18 protein-coding genes and 2 pseudogenes are annotated in these 19,078 nt (G+C 69.4%); 11 read left to right on the top strand and 9 right to left on the bottom strand.

What is annotated here, in order from left to right:
• Position 1: 1 nt before the first annotated feature.
• A pseudogene (locus tag KCH48_RS25860) lies at positions 2-132 on the bottom strand (IS5/IS1182 family transposase); the annotation flags it as partial.
• On the opposite strand from KCH48_RS25860, the pseudogene KCH48_RS25855 reads away from it, so the two are divergent.
• Together KCH48_RS25855 and KCH48_RS25850 are read left to right on the top strand one after the other, a co-directional pair.
• Positions 127-243: pseudogene (locus tag KCH48_RS25855) on the top strand (Na+/H+ antiporter NhaA); the annotation flags it as partial. The pseudogenes KCH48_RS25860 and KCH48_RS25855 overlap by 6 nt on opposite strands.
• 222 nt (positions 244-465) lie before the next feature.
• Positions 466-2,049 carry a trypsin-like serine protease gene (locus tag KCH48_RS25850; protein WP_210577127.1) on the top strand — a complete coding sequence of 528 codons (1,584 nt, stop codon included), beginning with the start codon at positions 466-468 and terminating at the stop codon, positions 2,047-2,049.
• Positions 2,050-2,151: 102 nt separating this feature from the next.
• Here KCH48_RS25850 and KCH48_RS25845 read toward each other — a convergent pair whose 3' ends face one another.
• The gene (locus KCH48_RS25845; protein WP_210577126.1) at positions 2,152-2,772 is read right to left on the bottom strand and encodes a transposase family protein; all 621 of its coding nucleotides are present in this window, start codon (positions 2,770-2,772) and stop codon (positions 2,152-2,154) included.
• Positions 2,773-3,063: 291 nt separating this feature from the next.
• The gene (ychF, locus tag KCH48_RS25840; RefSeq protein WP_210577125.1) at positions 3,064-4,152 is read right to left on the bottom strand and encodes a redox-regulated ATPase YchF; all 1,089 of its coding nucleotides are present in this window, start codon (positions 4,150-4,152) and stop codon (positions 3,064-3,066) included.
• A 188-nt stretch (positions 4,153-4,340) separates the two neighbouring features.
• Here ychF and KCH48_RS25835 point away from each other — a divergent pair, with 188 nt between their 5' ends.
• Positions 4,341-4,898 carry a DUF6542 domain-containing protein gene (locus tag KCH48_RS25835; RefSeq protein WP_210577124.1) on the top strand — a complete coding sequence of 186 codons (558 nt, stop codon included), beginning with the start codon at positions 4,341-4,343 and terminating at the stop codon, positions 4,896-4,898.
• Positions 4,899-4,914: 16 nt separating this feature from the next.
• Here the strand turns inward: KCH48_RS25835 and ppgK are convergent, their stop codons facing one another.
• Together ppgK and KCH48_RS25825 are read right to left on the bottom strand one after the other, a co-directional pair.
• A complete protein-coding gene (ppgK, locus tag KCH48_RS25830) occupies positions 4,915-5,661 on the bottom strand; it encodes a polyphosphate--glucose phosphotransferase (RefSeq protein WP_210577123.1) in 747 nt (248 codons plus the stop codon).
• Between the two features lie 29 nt (positions 5,662-5,690).
• Complete coding sequence (locus KCH48_RS25825; protein WP_210577122.1) at positions 5,691-6,749, bottom strand: 4-hydroxy-3-methylbut-2-enyl diphosphate reductase; 1,059 nt, start codon at positions 6,747-6,749, stop codon at positions 5,691-5,693.
• 64 nt (positions 6,750-6,813) lie between these two features.
• Here KCH48_RS25825 and xseA point away from each other — a divergent pair, with 64 nt between their 5' ends.
• The 3 genes from xseA to KCH48_RS25810 all read left to right on the top strand — a co-directional run bounded on the left by xseA (position 6,814) and on the right by KCH48_RS25810 (position 9,025).
• Positions 6,814-8,034: an exodeoxyribonuclease VII large subunit gene (xseA, locus tag KCH48_RS25820; protein ID WP_210577121.1), complete on the top strand. Its 1,221-nt coding sequence runs from the start codon at positions 6,814-6,816 to the stop codon at positions 8,032-8,034.
• Positions 8,035-8,043: 9 nt separating this feature from the next.
• Complete coding sequence (locus tag KCH48_RS25815; protein WP_210577120.1) at positions 8,044-8,295, top strand: exodeoxyribonuclease VII small subunit; 252 nt, start codon at positions 8,044-8,046, stop codon at positions 8,293-8,295.
• A 139-nt stretch (positions 8,296-8,434) separates the two neighbouring features.
• A complete protein-coding gene (locus tag KCH48_RS25810) occupies positions 8,435-9,025 on the top strand; it encodes a malonic semialdehyde reductase (protein ID WP_210577119.1) in 591 nt (196 codons plus the stop codon).
• 88 nt (positions 9,026-9,113) lie between these two features.
• On the opposite strand, the gene KCH48_RS25805 is transcribed toward KCH48_RS25810, so the two are convergent.
• Positions 9,114-9,635 carry a DUF4245 domain-containing protein gene (locus KCH48_RS25805; protein ID WP_210577118.1) on the bottom strand — a complete coding sequence of 174 codons (522 nt, stop codon included), beginning with the start codon at positions 9,633-9,635 and terminating at the stop codon, positions 9,114-9,116.
• Between the two features lie 127 nt (positions 9,636-9,762).
• Between KCH48_RS25805 and glpX the strand changes: the two genes are divergently transcribed.
• Positions 9,763-10,800 (top strand): class II fructose-bisphosphatase, encoded by a 1,038-nt coding sequence (gene glpX / locus KCH48_RS25800; protein ID WP_210577117.1) that lies wholly within the window; start codon positions 9,763-9,765, stop codon positions 10,798-10,800.
• A 72-nt stretch (positions 10,801-10,872) separates the two neighbouring features.
• On the opposite strand, the gene KCH48_RS25795 is transcribed toward glpX, so the two are convergent.
• Together KCH48_RS25795 and KCH48_RS25790 are read right to left on the bottom strand one after the other, a co-directional pair.
• On the bottom strand, positions 10,873-11,253 hold the full coding sequence (locus KCH48_RS25795) for a WhiB family transcriptional regulator (RefSeq protein ID WP_210577116.1): 381 nt from the start codon (positions 11,251-11,253) through the stop codon (positions 10,873-10,875).
• Positions 11,254-11,427: 174 nt separating this feature from the next.
• Positions 11,428-12,123, bottom strand: a complete 696-nt coding sequence (locus tag KCH48_RS25790) for a DUF1707 domain-containing protein (protein ID WP_210577115.1) — start codon at positions 12,121-12,123, stop codon at positions 11,428-11,430.
• 145 nt (positions 12,124-12,268) lie between these two features.
• Between KCH48_RS25790 and KCH48_RS25785 the strand changes: the two genes are divergently transcribed.
• A complete protein-coding gene (locus tag KCH48_RS25785) occupies positions 12,269-13,936 on the top strand; it encodes a fumarate hydratase (RefSeq protein ID WP_210577114.1) in 1,668 nt (555 codons plus the stop codon).
• A gap of 26 nt (positions 13,937-13,962) precedes the next feature.
• Here the strand turns inward: KCH48_RS25785 and KCH48_RS25780 are convergent, their stop codons facing one another.
• The gene (locus tag KCH48_RS25780; RefSeq protein WP_210577113.1) at positions 13,963-14,448 is read right to left on the bottom strand and encodes a hypothetical protein; all 486 of its coding nucleotides are present in this window, start codon (positions 14,446-14,448) and stop codon (positions 13,963-13,965) included.
• A gap of 143 nt (positions 14,449-14,591) precedes the next feature.
• Between KCH48_RS25780 and KCH48_RS25775 the strand changes: the two genes are divergently transcribed.
• The 3 genes from KCH48_RS25775 to KCH48_RS25765 all read left to right on the top strand — a co-directional run bounded on the left by KCH48_RS25775 (position 14,592) and on the right by KCH48_RS25765 (position 19,063).
• Positions 14,592-15,977 carry an aspartate ammonia-lyase gene (locus KCH48_RS25775; protein ID WP_210577112.1) on the top strand — a complete coding sequence of 462 codons (1,386 nt, stop codon included), beginning with the start codon at positions 14,592-14,594 and terminating at the stop codon, positions 15,975-15,977.
• A 72-nt stretch (positions 15,978-16,049) separates the two neighbouring features.
• On the top strand, positions 16,050-16,742 hold the full coding sequence (locus tag KCH48_RS25770) for a DUF402 domain-containing protein (RefSeq protein WP_210577111.1): 693 nt from the start codon (positions 16,050-16,052) through the stop codon (positions 16,740-16,742).
• A 302-nt stretch (positions 16,743-17,044) separates the two neighbouring features.
• Positions 17,045-19,063 (top strand): ATP-binding SpoIIE family protein phosphatase, encoded by a 2,019-nt coding sequence (locus tag KCH48_RS25765; RefSeq protein ID WP_210577110.1) that lies wholly within the window; start codon positions 17,045-17,047, stop codon positions 19,061-19,063.
• Positions 19,064-19,078: the final 15 nt, after the last annotated feature.

The following is a 19,078-nucleotide window of genomic DNA, read 5'->3' as shown; positions in this document are numbered from 1 at the left end:
TTCAGCGTTGCCGCTCAAGGGTGAGGACGGCTTTGGCGATTGACGACACTCGATTCGGGCTGCACCGGGACCTGCGGAAGATCCCCACGACTTGAGCCGTGCGACGCCGCGCTCGACCGGTGATCCCCGAGCCCCTCGGGGGTGGTCATCGGCCTGGTCGCGGGCAAGATCCTCGGCATCTTCGCCGGCACCTACCTGGCCGTCCGCTTCACCCGCGCCCAGCTCAACCGAGGGCGGATTTGGCTGCCCTGTGGTGATGTCTGGCTATCCACAGCGCTCACCCCTGGGCTGATACACGACTGAGCGGTTGCCGTGGTGCGCCTGATACGCGGGCGAGACCAGCCGGAAGACCTCTGAGCCCAGGATCGAGGCCAGACGGAACGGCCCGGTGCTGTTCCTCCGTACAAGCCCGCCGGAGTCAATGTCCGGCGGCGGACGAAACGGGAGTCACTCATGCTTAAGTGGATGAACCGCAGGACGGCCGCCGTCCTGACGACGGGGGTCGCGGCGATCGCGACCCTGGTGGCCGTCTTACCGGCGCAGGCCATCGTCGGTGGCACCGAGTCCACCCAGCCGTATTCCTTCATGGTCTCGCTTCAGTACGACGCTCCCCGCCCGGACGGGCACCGGTGCGGGGCGGTGCTCATCGCCCCGCAGTGGGCGGTGACCGCGGGCCACTGCGCCAACACCCCGACCGGCGCGACGGCGGGCGTTCCCCGCGGCTGGAAGGTCCGCGTCGGATCGCTGGACACCACCAGCGGTGGCGAAGTCGCCGAGATCGACAAGTTCTACCGGCGCCACAACAGGTACGATCCCCCCGGCGAGGACATCGCGGTGCTGCACCTGCGCAACCCGGTGCGAGCCCAGCCCGTGCGGCTCGCCGAGACCACGCCCGCCGATGGCACGCCCGTCCGCATCCTCGGCTGGGGCGCGGCTTCGGAATCCTGCGACGACTTCAACGACCCCAATTGCTTTCCCAGCAAACTGCGCGAAGCTGACACCAAGGTCGTGCCGCTCAAGCAGTGCTGGGACGACGACGGCCACACCTTGCCCTTGTGCGTCGGTCGCACCAATCCTCCCGTCGGGCCGGGGGTGACGGACTCCGGAGGACCTGCCCTGGTCCGTGTGGGCGACGAGTGGGTACTGGCCGGAACGGTCATCGGTCCCGGCGACAGGGGCGCCGACTTTCCCGACATGTACACCGATGTCGCGAAGAACGCCGGCTGGATCAACGGCATCGTGACCGGAACCGACGTGCCCCCATTCGACCCGATCCCGAACGTGGAAGGCGCGGCCAAGGTGGGCGACTGCCAAGGGTCGGTGGTGCGCGCCGCCACTGCGCGCCCCGAAGACCCGGCGTTGGCGCTGACCAACGGCCACTGCGTGCCGAGCGGGCGGCCCGCGCCCGGGACAGCGGTGGTGGACCAGCCCGCCGACCTGGAGGGCCCGGTCACCATCAAAGACCCCGCCGGCTACACCCAGACCACCGCCCGCGCGACCCGGCTGGTGTACGCGACGATGACAGGCACCGACACCGCGCTGTACCGGCTGGACAAGACCTACGCTCAACTGGCTGCGGAGGGCGCCAAAGTCTTCCAGTTGTCCACCACCCCGATGCGCGTGGGTGACCAGCTCTTCATGGCCTACGAGAGCAGCCGTCCGCTGTGCACGGTGGAGGCCGTGGTGACGCACCTGCGGGAGGACGGCTACCAGCAAGACGACGCGGTGCGCTACGCCCCCAGCGACACCTGCACCAGCAAGCCCGGTTACTCCGGCACGGCGCTGCTGGCATCCGACGGGAACACGGTCATGGGCATCAACAACACCCACAACCGCGACGGCGAACAGTGCACCAACAACAACCCGTGCGAGGTCGGCCAGGACGGAGCCGTGACCGCAGTGAAGGGTCGCAGCTATGGCCAGCAGGTCTATCAGATTGCCGCCTGCCTGGCCGCGGGCTCACAGTTGGACCTGTCCCGCCCTGGCTGCGCGTTGACCGGTGCCACACCCCCACCGTCCACCACCACAACCGGCACGAGGCAGCCGTGACCACGACCGCCGACCCGATCACCAGCGACCTAGGCGGTGCCTTCAAATGATCTTCAGTAGTGGATCATGGTCGGGTGATACGTCGCCATGAACTGAGCGTTTTCAGCGGAGTCGCTCCAGGGTGAGGACGGCCGCGGCGATTGACGACATTCGATTCGGGCTGCATCGTGCTCTGTTGACGGTCTGCTGTGTTGGCGTGAGGTCGCGGCCCGGCGGGCGTCTGAGGGGCGTGGTCACCCACGGCCCGGCTCCCATGTAGGCGCGGTCGGCGAGGACTGGAACGCCCTGACGTTCGCAGATCCGGATGATCCGGTGGGTGCGGGCCGCGGTCAAGTCGTGCGCGCGGCCGGGCAGTGCGGGTGAGATCCACAGCAGCCGGCCACACGGATCGGTCACCAGTTGCACGTTGACGCCATGTCGGCGGTGTTTGGCGGAGTAGTCGGCCCGGCCGTTGCCCAGGCGGTCGCACTCCGCGAGAGTGCCGTCGAGCAGGACGTAGTCGGGGTCGGTCTCGCGCAGCACCTTGAGCAGGCCCGGTGCACGCTCTGCCAGCAGGCTGATCACTGCGGTGGTGTAGGCGTGAGCGGTGCCCACCGAAATGCCGAAGCCGGCCGCGATCTGGGCGAGCGTGTCGTGCTTACGCAGGTACGTCAGAGCTATGAGCATCGTGACCCACTCGACCAGGGCGTGCGGCAGGTCGAGTGCGGCAGAATACGGAACCAACGGGGCTCCTGTGCCTGTGGGTTGAGACTTCGAACACCTCCCCCAACGGCACGGGAGCCTCGTGCGTTGCGCACCCCGTCGGCGTCACCCGATCGGTGACCGCGCTGAAAACGCTCAATGACCCGACGCCCGTCCTCTGTCAGGAGATTGAAGACGTCGGACGGATGCAGATCCGCTTCGGCCTCGGAGCCGCGAAGAAGGCGCGGGGAGGCCGTTCGCCCGTGCACCTCCCACTCGCCGCGTTCTGGACATCGCACGGGAAAAAACCAGGGGCACGACCCCAGTCACCCACTACACATTGAAGCGGAACTCCACCACGTCCCCGTCCTGCATGACGTAGTCCTTGCCCTCCATCCGCGCCTTCCCCTTCGCACGGGCCTCCGCGACCGAACCAGTCTCCACCAGGTCGGCGAAGGAGATGACCTCGGCCTTGATGAAGCCCTTCTGGAAGTCGGTGTGGATGACGCCGGCGGCCTCGGGGGCGGTGGCGCCCTTCTTGATGGTCCAGGCGCGGGATTCCTTGGGGCCGGCCGTCAAGTACGTCTGCAGGCCGAGGGTGTTGAAGCCGACGCGGGCGAGGGTGGCGAGGCCGGGCTCCTCGGCGCCGACCGACTCCAGCAGCTCCATCGCGTCCTCCTCGTCCAGCTCGGCGAGGTCCGCCTCCAGCTTGGCGTTGAGGAAGATCGCCTCGGCGGGAGCGACCAGGGCGCGCTGCTCGTTCTTGAAGTCCTCGTCCACCAGCTCGTCCTCGTCGACGTTGAAGACGTAGAGGAAGGGCTTGGTGGTCAGAAGGTGCAGGTCGTGCAGGAGCTCCGCGCGCTCGCCGCCCTGGACGAGGCCCTGGGAGAAGAGGGTGTCGCCCTTGTCCAGGATCTCCTTGGCGGCCTCGATCGCGGCGACCTTCGGCGCTACGTCCTTCTTGATCCGCGACTCCTTCTGGAGCCGGGGAAGGACCTTCTCGATGGTCTGGAGGTCCGCCAGGATCAGCTCGGTGTTGATCGTCTCGATGTCGTCCTTGGGCGAGACCTTGCCGTCGACGTGGACGACGTTCTCGTCCTTGAAGGCACGGATCACCTGGCAGATCGCGTCGGACTCACGGATGTTCGCGAGGAACTTGTTGCCCAGGCCCTCGCCCTCGCTCGCGCCGCGCACGATGCCCGCGATGTCGACGAAGTCGACGGTCGCCGGGAGGATGCGCTGAGAGGAGAAGATCTCGGCCAATTTCGCGAGCCGGGCGTCGGGCACGCCGACCACGCCCACGTTGGGCTCGATCGTGGCGAACGGGTAGTTGGCCGCCAGCACGTCGTTCTTGGTCAGGGCGTTGAACAGGGTCGACTTGCCGACATTCGGCAGACCGACGATTCCGATCGTGAGCGACACGTTGCGACTTCCCGTACGTGAGAGGACCTGAGGGATCTGAGGGGACTGAGGCGTGGAAACCTGGGCCGATCCACCAGTCTACGGGCTGCCGAACCCCGTATCGGCGTCGTATCGAACGCTTGGCCAACGTCTGTCCAACGGCGTGTCTGACGGGCTATTCGGCACATAAACCGACCTAGGTTGGTCCGGTGGAGCAACACAGGACGCGGTCCCCCCGAGACGGAACGCCACGCGGCACACCCCGGCTGCCCCCGCAGGGCCGGGGCCCGGGCGGCCGGCCTCAGGAGCGGCCGCCGGGGGCGGGCGTACGGCGGCCCGCTCCGCCGGTGGTGCTGGCCGTGCGGCGGATCGCCCGGGCCGTGCGCCGGATGCCGAACCCCCGGCTCACCGGGCTCGGCGGCGGGCTGTTCTGCGGGGTGCTGATGCTGGCGTCCGGCTGTCTCGACTCGTTGCTGTTCGGGTCGTCGACGACGGTGTACGGCGTGCTGTTCCTGCCGGTGTGCGTGCTGACGGCGGTGTGGATCCGCAAGGCCGACCTGGTGACGGCGCCGGTCGTGGTGCCGATCGCCTTCGCCGTGGGGCTGCTGCCCGTCGCCGACGGGAGCGACGGGGCCGACGGGCGGCTGATGGGGTTCGTCACGGCGCTCGCCACCGAGGCGGGATGGCTGTACGGGGGGACGCTGATCGCCGGTGTGATCGTGACGGTGCGCAGGGTCCGCTGGGTGCGCCGCCGCCGACGGGCGTAGTGCCCTCCCGCCGGCCCTAGCCCTCCTTGGCCGCCCGCATCGCCGCTCCCACGATCCCCGCGTTGTTCTGCAGCTGCGCCGGGACCATCTCGGCCTTGATGCCCTCGATGAAGTGCAGGAACTTGCCCGACTTACGGCTGACGCCGCCGCCGATGATGAACAGCTCCGGGGAGAACAGCATCTCCACATGGGCGAGATACGCCTGGACCCGGTGGGCCCAGTGCTCCCAGGACAGGTCGTGGTCTTCCTTGGCCTTGCTGGAGGCGCGCTTCTCCGCGTCGTGCCCGTGCAGCTCCAAGTGGCCCAGCTCGGTGTTCGGGACGAGGACGCCGTCGATGAAGAGGGCGCTGCCGATGCCGGTGCCGAAGGTGAGCATGATCACCGTGCCCCGTCGGTCGCGCCCGGCGCCGAACTGCATCTCGGCGACGCCCGCCGCGTCCGCGTCGTTGATCACGGTCACCGGGAGGCCGCCGAGCCGCTCGCCCAGCAGTGCGCGCGCGTCGGTGTCGATCCAGCTCTTGTCCACGTTGGCCGCGGTGCGGATCGTCGCCCCGCCGGTGACCACGCCCGGGAAGGTGATGCCGACCGGGCCCGTCCAGCCGAAGTGGTCGACGACCTCCTTCACCCCGTCGGCCACCGTGTCGGGCGTCGCCGGATGGGGAGTGAGCACTTTCAGGCGCTCCTGAGCCAGGTCGCCCCTGTCGAGGTCCACAGGGGCGCCCTTGATCCCGGATCCACCGATGTCCACGCCGAAGATCTGCATGGCCCTACGTTACGACGGTGGACTGACGGTCACTCCCCGGAGGTGCCGGAACCGGTGCCGGCGCCGGTCCCGCTGCCCGTTTCCGTACCCGCCCCGCCGCGCTCCGCGACCAGCGTCGCCGCCTCCTCGCGCAGATCACGGCGGAGTTCCTTCGGCAGGGAGAAGGTGATGGACTCCTCGGCCGCCTTCACCAGCTCGACGTCCTCGAAGCCGTGCTGGGACAGCCACTCCAGCACCTGCTCGACGAGGATCTCGGGCACCGAGGCGCCGGAGGTGACACCCACCGTGGACACGCCCTCGAGCCACGCCTCGTCGATTTCGTCGGCGTAGTCCACGAGGTAGGCCTCGCGGGAGCCGGCGAGCTTGGCGACCTCGACGAGCCGCTTGGAGTTGGAGGAGTTCCGGGAGCCGACCACGATGACCAGCTCGGCCTGCGCGCCCATCTCCTTCACGGCGAGCTGACGGTTCTGCGTGGCGTAGCAGATGTCGTCGCTGGGCGGGGAGATGAGCTGCGGGAACTTCTCCTTGAGGGCGTCGACGGTCTCCATCGTCTCGTCGACGGAGAGCGTCGTCTGGGAGAGCCAGACGACCTTCGACTCGTCGCGCACCTCGACCTTGGCGACGTCCTCGGGACCGTCGACCAGCTGGATGTGCTCGGGGGCCTCGCCGGACGTGCCGATGACCTCTTCGTGGCCCTCGTGCCCGATCAGGAGGATGTCGTAGTCCTCGCCGGCGAACCGGACGGCTTCCTTGTGGACCTTGGTGACGAGCGGGCAGGTGGCGTCGATGGTGGCGAGCCGGCCGCGCGCCGCCTCGTCGTGGACGACGGGGGCGACGCCGTGCGCGGAGAACATCACGATGTTCCCCGGGGGGACCTCCTCCGTCCGTTCGACGAAGATGGCGCCCTTCTTCTCCAGGGTCTGCACGACGTACTTGTTGTGGACGATCTCGTGCCGGACATAGACGGGAGCCCCGTACTGCTCCAGGGCTTTCTCGACGGCGATCACGGCGCGGTCCACACCCGCGCAGTAGCCCCGGGGGGCGGCGAGCAGGACACGGCGGCCAGGCGAAGCAGTCATGCGTCCCATCGTAAGGCCGCGCTCGACACGACTGGCGAGGTGTGCTGTCGGCGGTGGCCGTTACGCTCGCGGCATGGCCTTGAACACGTCCGCGGAAACGCCGCTGCCCGTCGGTGAGGTGTCGCGGCTCATCGGGGGTTGGATCGACCGGCTCGGGGCGGTGTGGGTCGAGGGGCAGATCACACAGTTGTCGCGGCGACCGGGGGCGGGGGTCGTGTTCCTGACGTTGCGGGATCCGTCGTACGACATCTCCGTGAGCGTCACGTGTTATCGCCAGGTGTTCGATGCCGTCGCCGATGTGGTGAGTGAGGGCGCCCGGGTCGTCGTACTGGCGAAACCGGAGTGGTACGCGCCGCGGGGGCAGTTGTCGTTGCGGGCCGCCGAGATAAAGCCCGTGGGGGTGGGGGAACTGCTCGCGCGGCTGGAGCAGTTGAAGAAGGCACTGGGCGCGGAAGGGCTGTTCGCCGCCGAGCGGAAGAAGCCGTTGCCCTTTCTGCCGCAGCTCATCGGGCTGGTCTGCGGGCGGGCCTCCGCCGCGGAGCGGGATGTGCTGGAGAACGCCCGGCACCGCTGGCCGGCCGTCCGTTTCGAGGTGCGCAACGTCGCCGTGCAGGGCGTGCACGCCGTGCCGCAGGTCGTGCAGGCGGTGAAGGACCTGGACGCGATCGACGACGTGGACGTGATCATCGTCGCGCGGGGCGGCGGCAGCGTGGAGGATCTGCTGCCGTTCTCCGACGAGCAGCTCGTACGGGCGGTCGCGGCCTGTCGTACGCCCGTCGTGTCCGCCATCGGACACGAGCCCGACAACCCGCTCCTCGACCACGTCGCCGATGTGCGCGCCTCCACTCCCACCGACGCCGCCAAGAAGGTCGTACCGGACGTGGGAGAGGAATACGAGCGGGTGCGGCTGCTGCGTGACCGTGCTCGGCGGTGTGTCGAGGCCTTCATCGAGCGGGAGGAGCGGGGGCTCGCGCATGCGCTGGCCCGGCCGTCGATAGAGGATCCGCACCGCATGATCGACGAGCGGGCCGACCATGTGGCGTCCCTGACCGACCGCGGCCGGCGCACCCTCGGCCACCTCCTCGACCGCGCCGACTCGGAGCTGACGCACACCCACGCGCGCGTGGTGGGCCTCTCCCCCGCGGCGACCCTGCAGCGGGGCTATGCGGTGCTGCAGAAGGCCGACGGGCATGTGGTCCGGGATCCCGGTGAGGTGACGGCGGACGAGGCACTGCGCGCGCGGGTCGCCGAGGGCGAGTTCTCCGTACGAGTCGACGCACGAAGCGATGCATAGGGTGGGCGCATGACCAGCAAGGTGGAGGAGAGCGTGGCCGCGGGCGAGGCGCTGGGGTACGAGCAGGCTCGCGACGAGCTGATCGAGGTCGTACGGCGGCTGGAGGCGGGCGGTACGACGCTGGAGGAGTCCCTCGCGCTCTGGGAGCGGGGCGAGGAGCTGGCGAAGGTCTGCCGGCGCTGGCTGGACGGTGCGCGGGCCCGGCTGGACGCGGCGCTGGCCGAGGAGGAAGCGGCGGGGACCGAGGGCGACTCCGAGTAAAAAGCCTGGGTGAACTGTGAAGCGGATCACCACGCCCCGCTTTTTGTTGAACGTTGAACTTCACTCGCGTACCGTCGGGGACGTCAACCGGTCCACGGTCCGCTTCCGGGGCCGACGCACACACCGAGAAGGTTCACGTATGACTCTCGTTCTTGACCCCGCCGCCCAGGACCTGCTGTTCCGCGAGGCCCGCACCGCGAACACCTTCACCGACGAGCCGGTGACCGAAGAGCAGGTCCAGGCGATCTACGACCTGGTCAAGTACGGCCCGACCGCCTTCAACCAGAGCCCGCTGCGCGTCACCCTGGTCCGCTCCGCCGAGGCCCGCGAGCGCCTGGTGCAGCACATGGCCGAGGGCAACCAGCCGAAGACGGCCACCGCCCCGCTGGTCGCGATCCTGGCCGCGGACAACGAGTTCCACGAGGAGCTGCCCGAGCTCTTCCCGCACTTCCCGCAGGCCAAGGACGTCTTCTTCGCCGAGCGCGCCGCCCGTGAGGGTGCCGCCGGTCTCAACGCCGCCCTCCAGGCCGCGTACTTCATCATCGGCGTCCGCGCCGCCGGTCTGGCCGCAGGCCCCATGACCGGCCTGGACTTCGACGGCGTCCGCAAGGAGTTCCTGGACGACGACCACACCCCGCTGATGGTCGTCAACATCGGCAAGCCGGGCGACGACGCCTGGTTCCCGCGCTCCCCGCGACTGCCGTACGAGCAGGTCGTCACGACCGTCTGACGGACGGCACGATAGACGTCGCGTCGTGCAGACATCCCAGACATGACGAAAGCCCCCGGCAGCACCACCGCCGGGGGCTTTCGTACGTTCACTTCGTCTTGAGCGCCTGCGCCATCTCGGTCAGCAGCTCGAACGAGCCCGTGCCCGCCACCACGGTCGTCGCCCCGTCGGCCTGGTGCACGAGCGCGTCGTACCGGCCGCCGGTGTACCGGGTCCAGGTCCGGCCGCCGATCTCCTGCTTCTTGTCCGCGGCCTCCGCGCCCTGCGTGGAGTCGTCGATGAACGCCGACGGCTTCTGAGTCGACTGCTCGACCTGCACGTACTCACCGTCGGGAGTGTGGAAGCCGAGATGCCAGGTCTCGAACTCGTCCCCCTGGAAGCGGACGGAGGTCGCCTTCCAGGTCTTCGGCAGGCCCTCCGGCGCGACCACCGGGTACGGCGCCGCACGACGCGCCGTGAGCAGCTCGACGCGGTAGTCCACCCGCTTGAGGTCGGGCTCCGAGTCGTCGTGCGGGATGAAGAGGTAGATGACCCCCGCCATGATCCCGATCAGGCCCAGGGAGAGGACCATGTCCCGGACCGTCTTCTGCTTTCCGTTCGAACCTGCCACGCCCTCTATCGTCGCAGGTGCCCTGGCCTGCTCATCCGTGGGGTCCCCTGCTCATTCTGTCGGTCGGGCGATAGAGTCGTCGCCATACCCTCATCCGGCCGTCGTCGTATCAGAAAGGTGCGTGTCGATGACCGAGAACCATCATCATCTGCCGTCCGAACTCGAAGTCCCCTCCGAGGCCCCCGACCGCAACCTCGCCCTGGAACTCGTCAGGGTCACCGAAGCCGCGGCGATGGCCGCCGGCCGCTGGGTCGGGCGCGGCGACAAGAACGGCGCCGACGGTGCGGCCGTGCGCGCCATGCGGGCCCTCGTCTCCACCGTGTCGATGAACGGCGTCGTCGTCATCGGCGAGGGTGAGAAGGACGAGGCCCCGATGCTCTTCAACGGGGAGCGCGTCGGTGACGGGACCGGACCCGAGTGCGACATCGCCGTCGACCCGATCGACGGGACCACGCTGACCGCGAAGGGCATGCCGAACGCGATCGCCGTGCTCGCCGCCGCGGATCGCGGGTCGATGTTCGACCCGTCCGCCGTCTTCTACATGGACAAGCTGGTCACCGGGCCCGAGGCGGCCGACTTCGTGGACATCGACGCGCCCGTCTCGGTGAACATCCGCCGGGTCGCCAAGGCGAAGCGGTCCACGCCGGAGGATGTGACCGTGGTCATCCTGGACCGGCCGCGACACGAGGGGATCATCAAGGAGATCCGGGACGCCGGTGCGCGGATCAAGCTGATCTCGGACGGGGATGTCGCGGGGTCGATCTACGCGCTGCGCGAGGGCACCGGGGTCGACATGCTGCTCGGTATCGGCGGGACGCCGGAGGGGATCATCTCGGCCTGTGCGGTGAAGTGCCTCGGGGGGACCATTCAGGGCAAGTTGTGGCCCAAGGATGACGAGGAGCGGCGGCGGGCGGTGGATGCGGGGCATGACCTGGACCGGGTGCTGATGACCGACGACCTGGTGTCCGGGGAGAACGTGTTCTTTGTGGCGACGGGGATCACGGATGGGGAGCTGCTGCGGGGGGTGCGGTATCGGTCGGAGAACGCGACGACTGATTCCATCGTGATGCGGTCGAAGTCGGGGACGGTGCGGAGGATTGATTCCGAGCATCGGTTGAGCAAGCTGCGGGCTTATAGCGCGATTGACTTTGATCGCGCCAAATAGCTCGGGGGTCGGACCACTCCCCCGGAATCAGAAGGGCGCCCCCGGTGCGGTGGGGGCGCCCTTCTTTGTTGCTCAGCCTGCCTGGGCTATGCGGTCCGTTGTTGTCCTTGCTGCCTTCTTGAGTTCCATGTCGCGGCGGCGGCGCCTGGCCAGGACCACGCGGCGTTCGGCGGCGGTGAGGCCGCCCCAGACGCCGTAGGGCTCGGGTTGCAGCAGTGCGTGCTCGCGGCACTCGACCATGACGGGGCAGCGGGCGCAGACGCGCTTGGCGGCCTCCTCGCGGGAGAGGCGTGCGGCGGTGGGTTCCTTGGAGGGGGCGAAGAACAGGCCGGCCTCGTCGCGCCGGCACACCGCCTCGGTGTGCCAAGGCGCGTCTTGGTCCCTGTCTCGCACTGGCACCCGCGGCGCCGGAGCGGCAGCTACCTGCAGGGACGAATGCGGCGGTTGCAGCACGGTCTACTCCTGACGACGGCTTCGCGAGCGAGAGACGATGCAGCAAGGGATACCCGCTGTGCGTACGCCTATGCACTGTGTTCCGAACCGCTGGAATACGGCGCTTCGTGCGCGATGCCGTGCGGCGCCGGAGACTGATCGAATCCCCTTGGATCAGGCCCCGGTTCACAACCGTCAATGATCCAGATGTTTGCGCAAACCCTTGTCGACCTTGCGCTGGACCCGGTCGAGGATGTCGGCAACCAGCTTGCCCCGCTTGGGCCTTGCCTCGATGTTGCCGAGGACGGCCCAGCCGTCGACGTAGACGACCGGCGCCTGCGATTCCGTCGAATCCAGCGTGTCCACCTCGAAGTTGCCGAGGACACCGCCGCCGGTGCCGCGCAGCGACACGTTCTCCGGGACGCGGACCTCGACGTTGCCGAAGACCGAGATGGCCTTGATCACGACCTGCTGGTACTCGAAGAGGGCCTCGCTGAGGTCTATCTCCACGCTGCCGAAGATCGCGTACGCGTGGATACGGCGGCCCGCGCGCCAGCGGCCCTTGCGGACGGTGCTGCTGAACACCGCGACCACGTTGTCATCGGGGTCGACCGGGATGGCGCCGGCGGTGGGGCGGTTGGGGGCGGCGGCCGGGGGCATCCGGCGCTGGTGGGCGGCGGGCAGGTCCTGGATGAAGACGTCCAGCTCGCCCACGGTCTTGGCGGCCAGCACGCCCTCGACCCGCTCGGCGTGCTCGTCGGCGGTGAGGCGGCCCTCGGCGAGTGCCTCGCGCAGGATGTCCGCGACCCGGTCGCGGTCGGCGTCGGAGGCACGTAGCTCGGTGGCGGCGGGCGCGGTCTGCGCGGGCGCGGTGTGCTTCTGAAGGTCCACGACAGCAGCGTACCCAAACGCGATAGATCGCGACTACCCCAACTGAGGATTACCTCACAAGCTCCGCCGCCGACGCAGGTTCTACGCTGGTGGGCGCTGCCGATGGAGGTCAGCCGTCGCGTCTGTCGAGTGAGGAATGGGCGACATGCCTGAGTTCGCGTACACCGATCTGCTCCCCATGGGAGAGGACAACACCCCGTACCGGCTGGTGACCTCAGAGGGTGTCTCCACCTTCGAGGCCGACGGGCGCACCTTCCTCAAGGTCGAGCCTCAGGCGCTGCGCAAGCTCGCCGAGGAGGCCATCCACGACATCCAGCACTATCTGCGGCCCGCGCACCTCGCCCAGCTGCGGCGCATCATCGACGACCCCGAGGCGTCCGGCAACGACAAGTTCGTGGCCCTGGACCTGCTGAAGAACGCGAACATCGCGGCGGCGGGCGTGCTGCCGATGTGCCAGGACACCGGCACGGCGATCGTCATGGGCAAGCGCGGGCAGAACGTGCTGACCGAGGGCGGGGACGAGGAGGCGCTGAGCCGCGGCATCTACGACGCGTACCTGAACCTCAACCTCCGGTACTCGCAGATGGCCCCGCTCACCATGTGGGACGAGAAGAACACCGGCTCCAACCTCCCCGCGCAGATCGAGCTGTACGCCACCGACGGCGGCGCCTACAAGTTCCTGTTCATGGCGAAGGGCGGCGGCTCGGCCAACAAGTCGTTCCTCTACCAGGAGACGAAGGCCGTCCTGAACGAGGCCTCCATGATGAAGTTCCTGGAGGAGAAGATCCGTTCGCTGGGTACGGCCGCCTGTCCGCCGTACCACCTGGCGATCGTGGTGGGTGGTACGAGCGCGGAGTACGCCCTCAAGACCGCCAAGTACGCCTCCGCGCACTACCTGGACGAGATCCCGGCCGAGGGCTCGCCGCTCGGGCACGGGTTCCGGGACAAGGAGCTGGAGGAGAAGGTCTTCGAGCTGACGCAGAAGATCGGGATCGGGGCGCAGTTCGGGGGCAAGTACTTCTGCCATGACGTGCGCGTGGTGCGGCTGCCGCGGCACGGTGCGTCCTGCCCGGTCGCCATCGCCGTGTCCTGCTCGGCCGACCGGCAGGCCGTCGCGAAGATCACCGCGGAGGGTGTCTTCCTGGAGCAGCTGGAGACGGATCCGGCGCGGTTCCTGCCGGAGACGACGGACGAGCATCTCGACGAGGCCTCCGACGTGGTGCGCATCGACCTCAACCAGCCGATGGACGACATTCTCGCCGAGCTGACCAAGTACCCGGTGAAGACCCGGCTTTCGCTCACCGGGCCGCTGGTGGTCGCCCGTGACATCGCGCACGCCAAGATCAAGGAACGCCTTGACGCGGGTGAGGAGATGCCGCAGTACCTGAAGGACCACCCGGTGTACTACGCGGGGCCCGCGAAGACGCCCGAGGGGTACGCGTCCGGGTCCTTCGGGCCGACCACCGCCGGGCGCATGGATTCCTACGTCGAGCAGTTCCAGGCGGCGGGCGGGTCCAAGGTGATGCTGGCGAAGGGCAACCGTTCGCAGCAGGTCACCAACGCATGTGACGCTCACGGGGGCTTCTACCTCGGCTCCATCGGCGGCCCGGCCGCCCGCCTCGCCCAGGACTGCATCAAGAAGGTCGAGGTCGTCGAGTACGAGGAGCTCGGCATGGAGGCCGTCTGGAAGATCGAGGTCGAGGACTTCCCGGCGTTCATCGTCGTCGACGACAAGGGCAACGACTTCTTCCAGGACCCGGCACCTGCGCCCACGTTCACGTCGATTCCGGTGCGGGGGCCCGGGCTGGCGTAGCGCCTTCGCCCCCGCGGCACTGCAGTTCAGCCCCTGACGCGGAAGTCCAGCTTCGAGTACTCCCCGTCGTCGGTCGAGCGGATGGAACCGCGCGCCTCTTCGTAGTCGCCGGTTCCGCCCGTGATGGCGATGTCGAACGGGGGCAGTTCCGCCGACTCGTTCGCCGGGTCGAACTGCATGAGTGTCTGACCGGTGAGGTACCCGCCGGACAGCGCGAAGGTGCCGACGCACTGCAGGTCGCCCGGATTGCCGAGGCGGACGATGGTGCAGGTCACGCCGTCGCGGCCGACCTTCTCGCCGCCTTTGGTGCGGTAGAGGTCGTCGGCGAAGGAGAAGGAGTCTCCGAGGGCGGGCGCTCCGCCCTCCCCTTCCTCGTCGCCGGGGACCTCCCTGGCGTAGAGCGTGAAGTCCTCGTCTCCGTCGGTGGCGGACACGGGGTGTGAGGCGCCGAGAGCGACGGCTGCGACCAGGCAGGTCCCGAACGTGGCCAGTCGCCTGAGGTTGGGGCGCATGTCCTGCCTCCTGTGGGGTGGTGGATCTCCCCCCTCGACCTTTCATTGTCCGACCATCACCCCGTGCTCGCCCGGTGAGCAGCCGGGTCGCCGTTCGGCCCCAGTCCCGGAACATCGCGGCGCCCCCGATCGCTATAGCCGGTATGAGCGACTACCGCATCGAGCACGACTCCATGGGCGAGGTCCGCGTCCCGGCGGACGCCAAGTGGCGGGCCCAGACCCAGCGCGCCGTCGAGAACTTCCCCATCTCCGGGCAGCGCATCGAGCGCGCGCACATCGAGGCGCTCGCGCGGATCAAGGGAGCCGCGGCGAAGGTCAACGCACGGCTGGGGGTGCTCGACGAGGACGTCGCCGAGGCGGTCCAGGAGGCGGCCCGTGAGGTCGCCGAGGGGCGGTGGGACGAGCACTTCCCGGTCGACGTGTTCCAGACCGGCTCGGGGACCTCGTCCAACATGAACACCAACGAGGTCATCGCCACGCTGGCGAGTGAGCGGCTGGGCAAGGCCGTGCATCCGAACGACCACGTCAACGCCTCGCAGTCGTCGAACGACGTCTTCCCGTCCTCCATCCACATCGCCGCCACCGCCGCCGTCACCCGTGACCTCGTCCCCGCCCTCGAACACCTCGCGGCCTCCCTCACCCGCAAGTCGGAGGAGTTCGCCGACGTCGTGAAGTCGGGGCGGACGCATCTCATGGATGCCACGCCGGTGACCCTGGGGCAGGAGTTCGGCGGATACGCCGCCCAGGTCCGGTACGGAGTCGAGCGGCTGTACGCCTCCCTCCCCCGCCTCGCCGAACTGCCCCTCGGCGGCACCGCCGTCGGCACCGGCATCAACACCCCGCCCGGTTTCTCCGCCGCCGTCATCGAGGAAGTGGCGAGGGCGACCGGGCTTCCGCTCACCGAGGCCCGCGACCACTTCGAGGCGCAGGGCGCGCGGGACGGGATCGTGGAGACGAGCGGGCAGCTGCGGACCATCGCCGTGGGGTTGACCAAGATCGCCAACGATCTGCGGTGGATGGCTTCCGGGCCCCGGACCGGGCTCGCGGAGATCAGCCTGCCCGACCTGCAGCCCGGGTCCTCGATCATGCCGGGCAAGGTCAACCCGGTCATTCCGGAAGCCGTCCTGATGGTCAGCGCCCAGGTCATCGGCAATGACGCCACCGTCGCCACCGCGGGGGCCGCCGGGAACTTCGAGCTGAACGTCATGCTGCCGGTCATCGCCAAGAACGTGCTGGAGTCGATCCGGCTGCTTGCCAACGCCTCCCGGCTGCTCGCGGACCGGACCGTGGACGGGATCGTCGCGCACCGGGAGCGGGCGCGCGAGTACGCCGAGTCGTCACCCTCCGTGGTGACCCCGCTGAACAAGTACATCGGGTACGAGGAAGCCGCCAAGGTCGCCAAGAAGGCGCTCGCGGAACGGAAGACGATCCGTCAAGTGGTGCTGGACAGCGGGTATGTGGAGCGGGGCGACCTGACTGTGGAGCAACTGGACGAGGCCCTGGACGTGCTGCGCATGACGCACCCGTAACCAAAGGTTCCGCCCGCGTGAACCGTGACGCGCACCGCAGCGTCGTATGCCTGTGACACCTAATATCTGTGCATGCCAGACGACGGAGCGGTGAGACGAGTGGAAGCGGACGGTACGACGGCCTTCTGGGCGCCCGGGAGCCGGATCCTGTGGCGCTACCGGGAGAACGCCGGCGACCGCTTCCACATCGCCCGCCCCGTGACCGTCGTCCGGGACGACGCGGACATTCTCGCCGTCTGGCTGGCGCCCGGCACGGAGTGCGTCAGGCCGGTGCTCGCCGACGGCACTCCCGTCCACCAGGAGCCGCTGCGGTCGCGCTACACCAAGCCGCGGACCGTGCGGCGCGACCGCTGGTTCGGTACCGGTGTGCTGAAGCTGGCGCGGCCGGGCGAGCCCTGGTCGGTGTGGCTGTTCTGGGAGCCGGGCTGGCGGTTCAAGAACTGGTACGTCAACCTCGAAGAGCCGCTGGCGCGTTGGGACGGCGGCGTGGACTCCGAGGACCACTTTCTGGACATCTCCGTCCACCCGGACCGCAGTTGGCACTGGCGGGACGAGGACGAGTTCGCGCAGGCCCAGCGGGACGGACTGATGGACGCCGAAGGCGCCGAGCGGGTACGGGCAGCGGGCCGGTCGGCGGTGGAGACGATCCGCGCCTGGGGGCCGCCGTTCTCGGACGGCTGGCAGCACTGGCGCCCGGATCCGTCCTGGGCTGTACCGTCACTGCCGGAGGACTGGCACTGCACGCCCGCGCACGTGTCCACATGAGACCCTTGATGCGCCCCCGGGCCACAACCGTAGGATCGTCCTCCACAAGTGATTTACAGCAGTAACTTCCGGCACATGCGCCGGGCCTGACCATACGTCACCGAGGGGCGGCAGGACGTGAGCGAGGGGTACGAGGGCAACACCGGTACGGACCACGGTCCGTCCGCCGGTGGCACAGGAACAGCCTTTCATCACGCGGGAATTCCGTTCCTGGGGCACGTATTCCGGGTATCGGCATTTCGGCGGGACGCATTGCGCGCCTGGCGCGCAGTCATGGCCCCGGACGGACGGATTCGACACGCGTGACGGAGCAGCCGACCTCCTTCGAGCGCCCTGAGACCGGCGCCGGCCCCACGGACCCCCGCGGGGCGCTCCTGCGTACCCCCGGTGCGGGGGCGCGCGCCTCCGCCTTACCGGCACAGGCCCGCACCGGCGAGACGCCGCCCGCGGGCACGCCTGCCGGTGACACGGAGCACTCCCAGCCCGCAGCCGTCGAGCCGGATCACCACCGTCCGCGGCCCGTTCCCGAGGGGGTCGCTGTTCAGCACGGCACCGAAGACGACATGTCCCGCCAGGACCGCCGTACCGGCCAGGGGGTGGCGCCCGGCCGGCCCACGCCGATGCGGCGGGACGGGGACCGGCTGCGCTTCGTCGGCGCCGCGACCCGGCGGATCGCCCGCGGCATCGACCTCGACGAGATCGTGATGGGGCTGTGCCGGGCGACCGTACCGACGTTCTCGGACGCGATCCTGGTCTATCTGCGCGACCCGCTGCCGGTCGGCGACGAGCGGCCCACCGGCCCGGTGGTGCTGCGGCTGCGCCGTACCGACCGGATCCCGGAGGAGCGGGACACCGAGGGCGGTTTCGGGCCCGTGCCGCAGGCCGAGCCGACGGATCTGACGCCGGCCGGCGCGGACCTGTGCGAGGTACTGCCCGGCGGCGCGCTGAACGAGGTGCTGCGCGGAGTGCGCCCGGTCTTCGCCGACGCCCCCGCGGCCCGCGCCGCGCTGCCCGAACTCCTCGGCGAGGACGTGGCCGTCCCCGGCGGCCAGCGCGCCATCCTCGCCCCGCTCCGCGGCCGGCGCCGGGTCATCGGCGCCGCGCTCTTCCTGCGCCGCCCGGAACGCATGGCCTTCGAGCCCGACGACCTCCTCGTCGCCGCCCAGCTGGCCACGCACAGCGCGCTGGGCATCGACAAGGCGGTGCTGTACGGCCGTGAGGCGTACATCGCCGACGAGCTGCAGCGCACCATGCTGCCCGAAAACTTGCCCAAGGCCACCGGCGTACGGCTGGCGTCCCGCTATCTCCCGGCCGCCGAGACCGCGCGCGTCGGCGGCGACTGGTACGACGCCATCCCACTGCCGGGCAGCCGCGTGGCGCTCGTGGTGGGCGACGTCATGGGGCACTCCATGACCTCCGCCGCGATCATGGGCCAGCTGCGCACCACGGCGCAGACCCTCGCCGGGCTCGACCTGCCGCCGCAGGAGGTCCTGCACCACCTCGACGAACAGGCCCAGCGCCTGGGCACCGACCGCATGGCGACCTGCCTGTACGCCGTCTACGACCCGGTGTCGCACCGCATCACCATCGCCAACGCCGGCCATCCGCCGCCCGTGCTGCTGCATCTCGGCGGTCGGGCCGAGGTGCTGCGGGTGCCGCCCGGCGCGCCCATCGGTGTCGGCGGCGTCGACTTCGAGGCCGTAGAGCTGGACGCGCCCGCCGGAGGGACCCTGCTCCTCTATACGGACGGGCTGGTCGAGTCCCGGCTGCGGGACGTGTGGACCGGCATAGAGCAGCTGCGCGAGAAGCTCGCCGCGACCGCGCAGCTGACCGGGCCCGACCATCCGCCGCCGCTGGAGGCGCTCTGCGACGAGGTGCTCGACATGCTCGGCCCCGGCGACCGGGACGACGACATCGCGCTGCTCGCCGCCCGCTTCGACGGGATCGCGCCCAACGACGTGGCGTACTGGTTCCTGGAGCCGGAGGAGATGGCGCCCGGCAAGGCCCGGCGGCTGGCCCGGCGCGCGCTCGCCCGCTGGGACATGGAGGAGCTCACCGACTCGGTGGAGCTGCTGGTCAGCGAGGTCGTGACCAATGCCGTGCGCTATGCGACCCGGCCGATCACGCTCCGGCTGCTGCGCACCGACGTACTGCGCTGCGAGGTCGGTGACGATGTGCCGCAGCTGCCGCGGCTGCGGCAGGCACGGGCCACGGACGAGGGCGGACGCGGGCTGTATCTGGTGAACCGGCTGGCCCGGCGCTGGGGAGCGACGCGGCTGAGCACGGGGAAGGTGGTCTGGTTCGAGCTGAACCGGACTTAGACCAGATCCAAATGT

Source organism: Streptomyces sp. GESEQ-4 (genome assembly GCF_017948455.1).
Classification (GTDB): domain Bacteria; phylum Actinomycetota; class Actinomycetes; order Streptomycetales; family Streptomycetaceae; genus Streptomyces.
The sequence above is the reverse complement of the archived record's forward strand: the minus strand, read 5'-3'. Positions and strand labels throughout refer to the sequence as shown.

Coding starts and splice junctions, on each gene's coding strand:
- KCH48_RS25770 (WP_210577111.1), top strand. CDS start 16,050: ATGCCAGACGACGGAGCGGTGAGACGAGTGGAAGCGGACGGTACGACG.
- KCH48_RS25815 (WP_210577120.1), top strand. CDS start 8,044: ATGACCAGCAAGGTGGAGGAGAGCGTGGCCGCGGGCGAGGCGCTGGGG.
- KCH48_RS25785 (WP_210577114.1), top strand. CDS start 12,269: ATGCCTGAGTTCGCGTACACCGATCTGCTCCCCATGGGAGAGGACAAC.
- KCH48_RS25825 (WP_210577122.1), bottom strand. CDS start 6,749: ATGGGACGCATGACTGCTTCGCCTGGCCGCCGTGTCCTGCTCGCCGCC.
- KCH48_RS25850 (WP_210577127.1), top strand. CDS start 466: ATGAACCGCAGGACGGCCGCCGTCCTGACGACGGGGGTCGCGGCGATC.
- xseA (WP_210577121.1), top strand. CDS start 6,814: ATGGCCTTGAACACGTCCGCGGAAACGCCGCTGCCCGTCGGTGAGGTG.
- KCH48_RS25810 (WP_210577119.1), top strand. CDS start 8,435: ATGACTCTCGTTCTTGACCCCGCCGCCCAGGACCTGCTGTTCCGCGAG.
- ppgK (WP_210577123.1), bottom strand. CDS start 5,661: ATGCAGATCTTCGGCGTGGACATCGGTGGATCCGGGATCAAGGGCGCC.
- KCH48_RS25780 (WP_210577113.1), bottom strand. CDS start 14,448: ATGCGCCCCAACCTCAGGCGACTGGCCACGTTCGGGACCTGCCTGGTC.
- KCH48_RS25775 (WP_210577112.1), top strand. CDS start 14,592: ATGAGCGACTACCGCATCGAGCACGACTCCATGGGCGAGGTCCGCGTC.
- glpX (WP_210577117.1), top strand. CDS start 9,763: ATGACCGAGAACCATCATCATCTGCCGTCCGAACTCGAAGTCCCCTCC.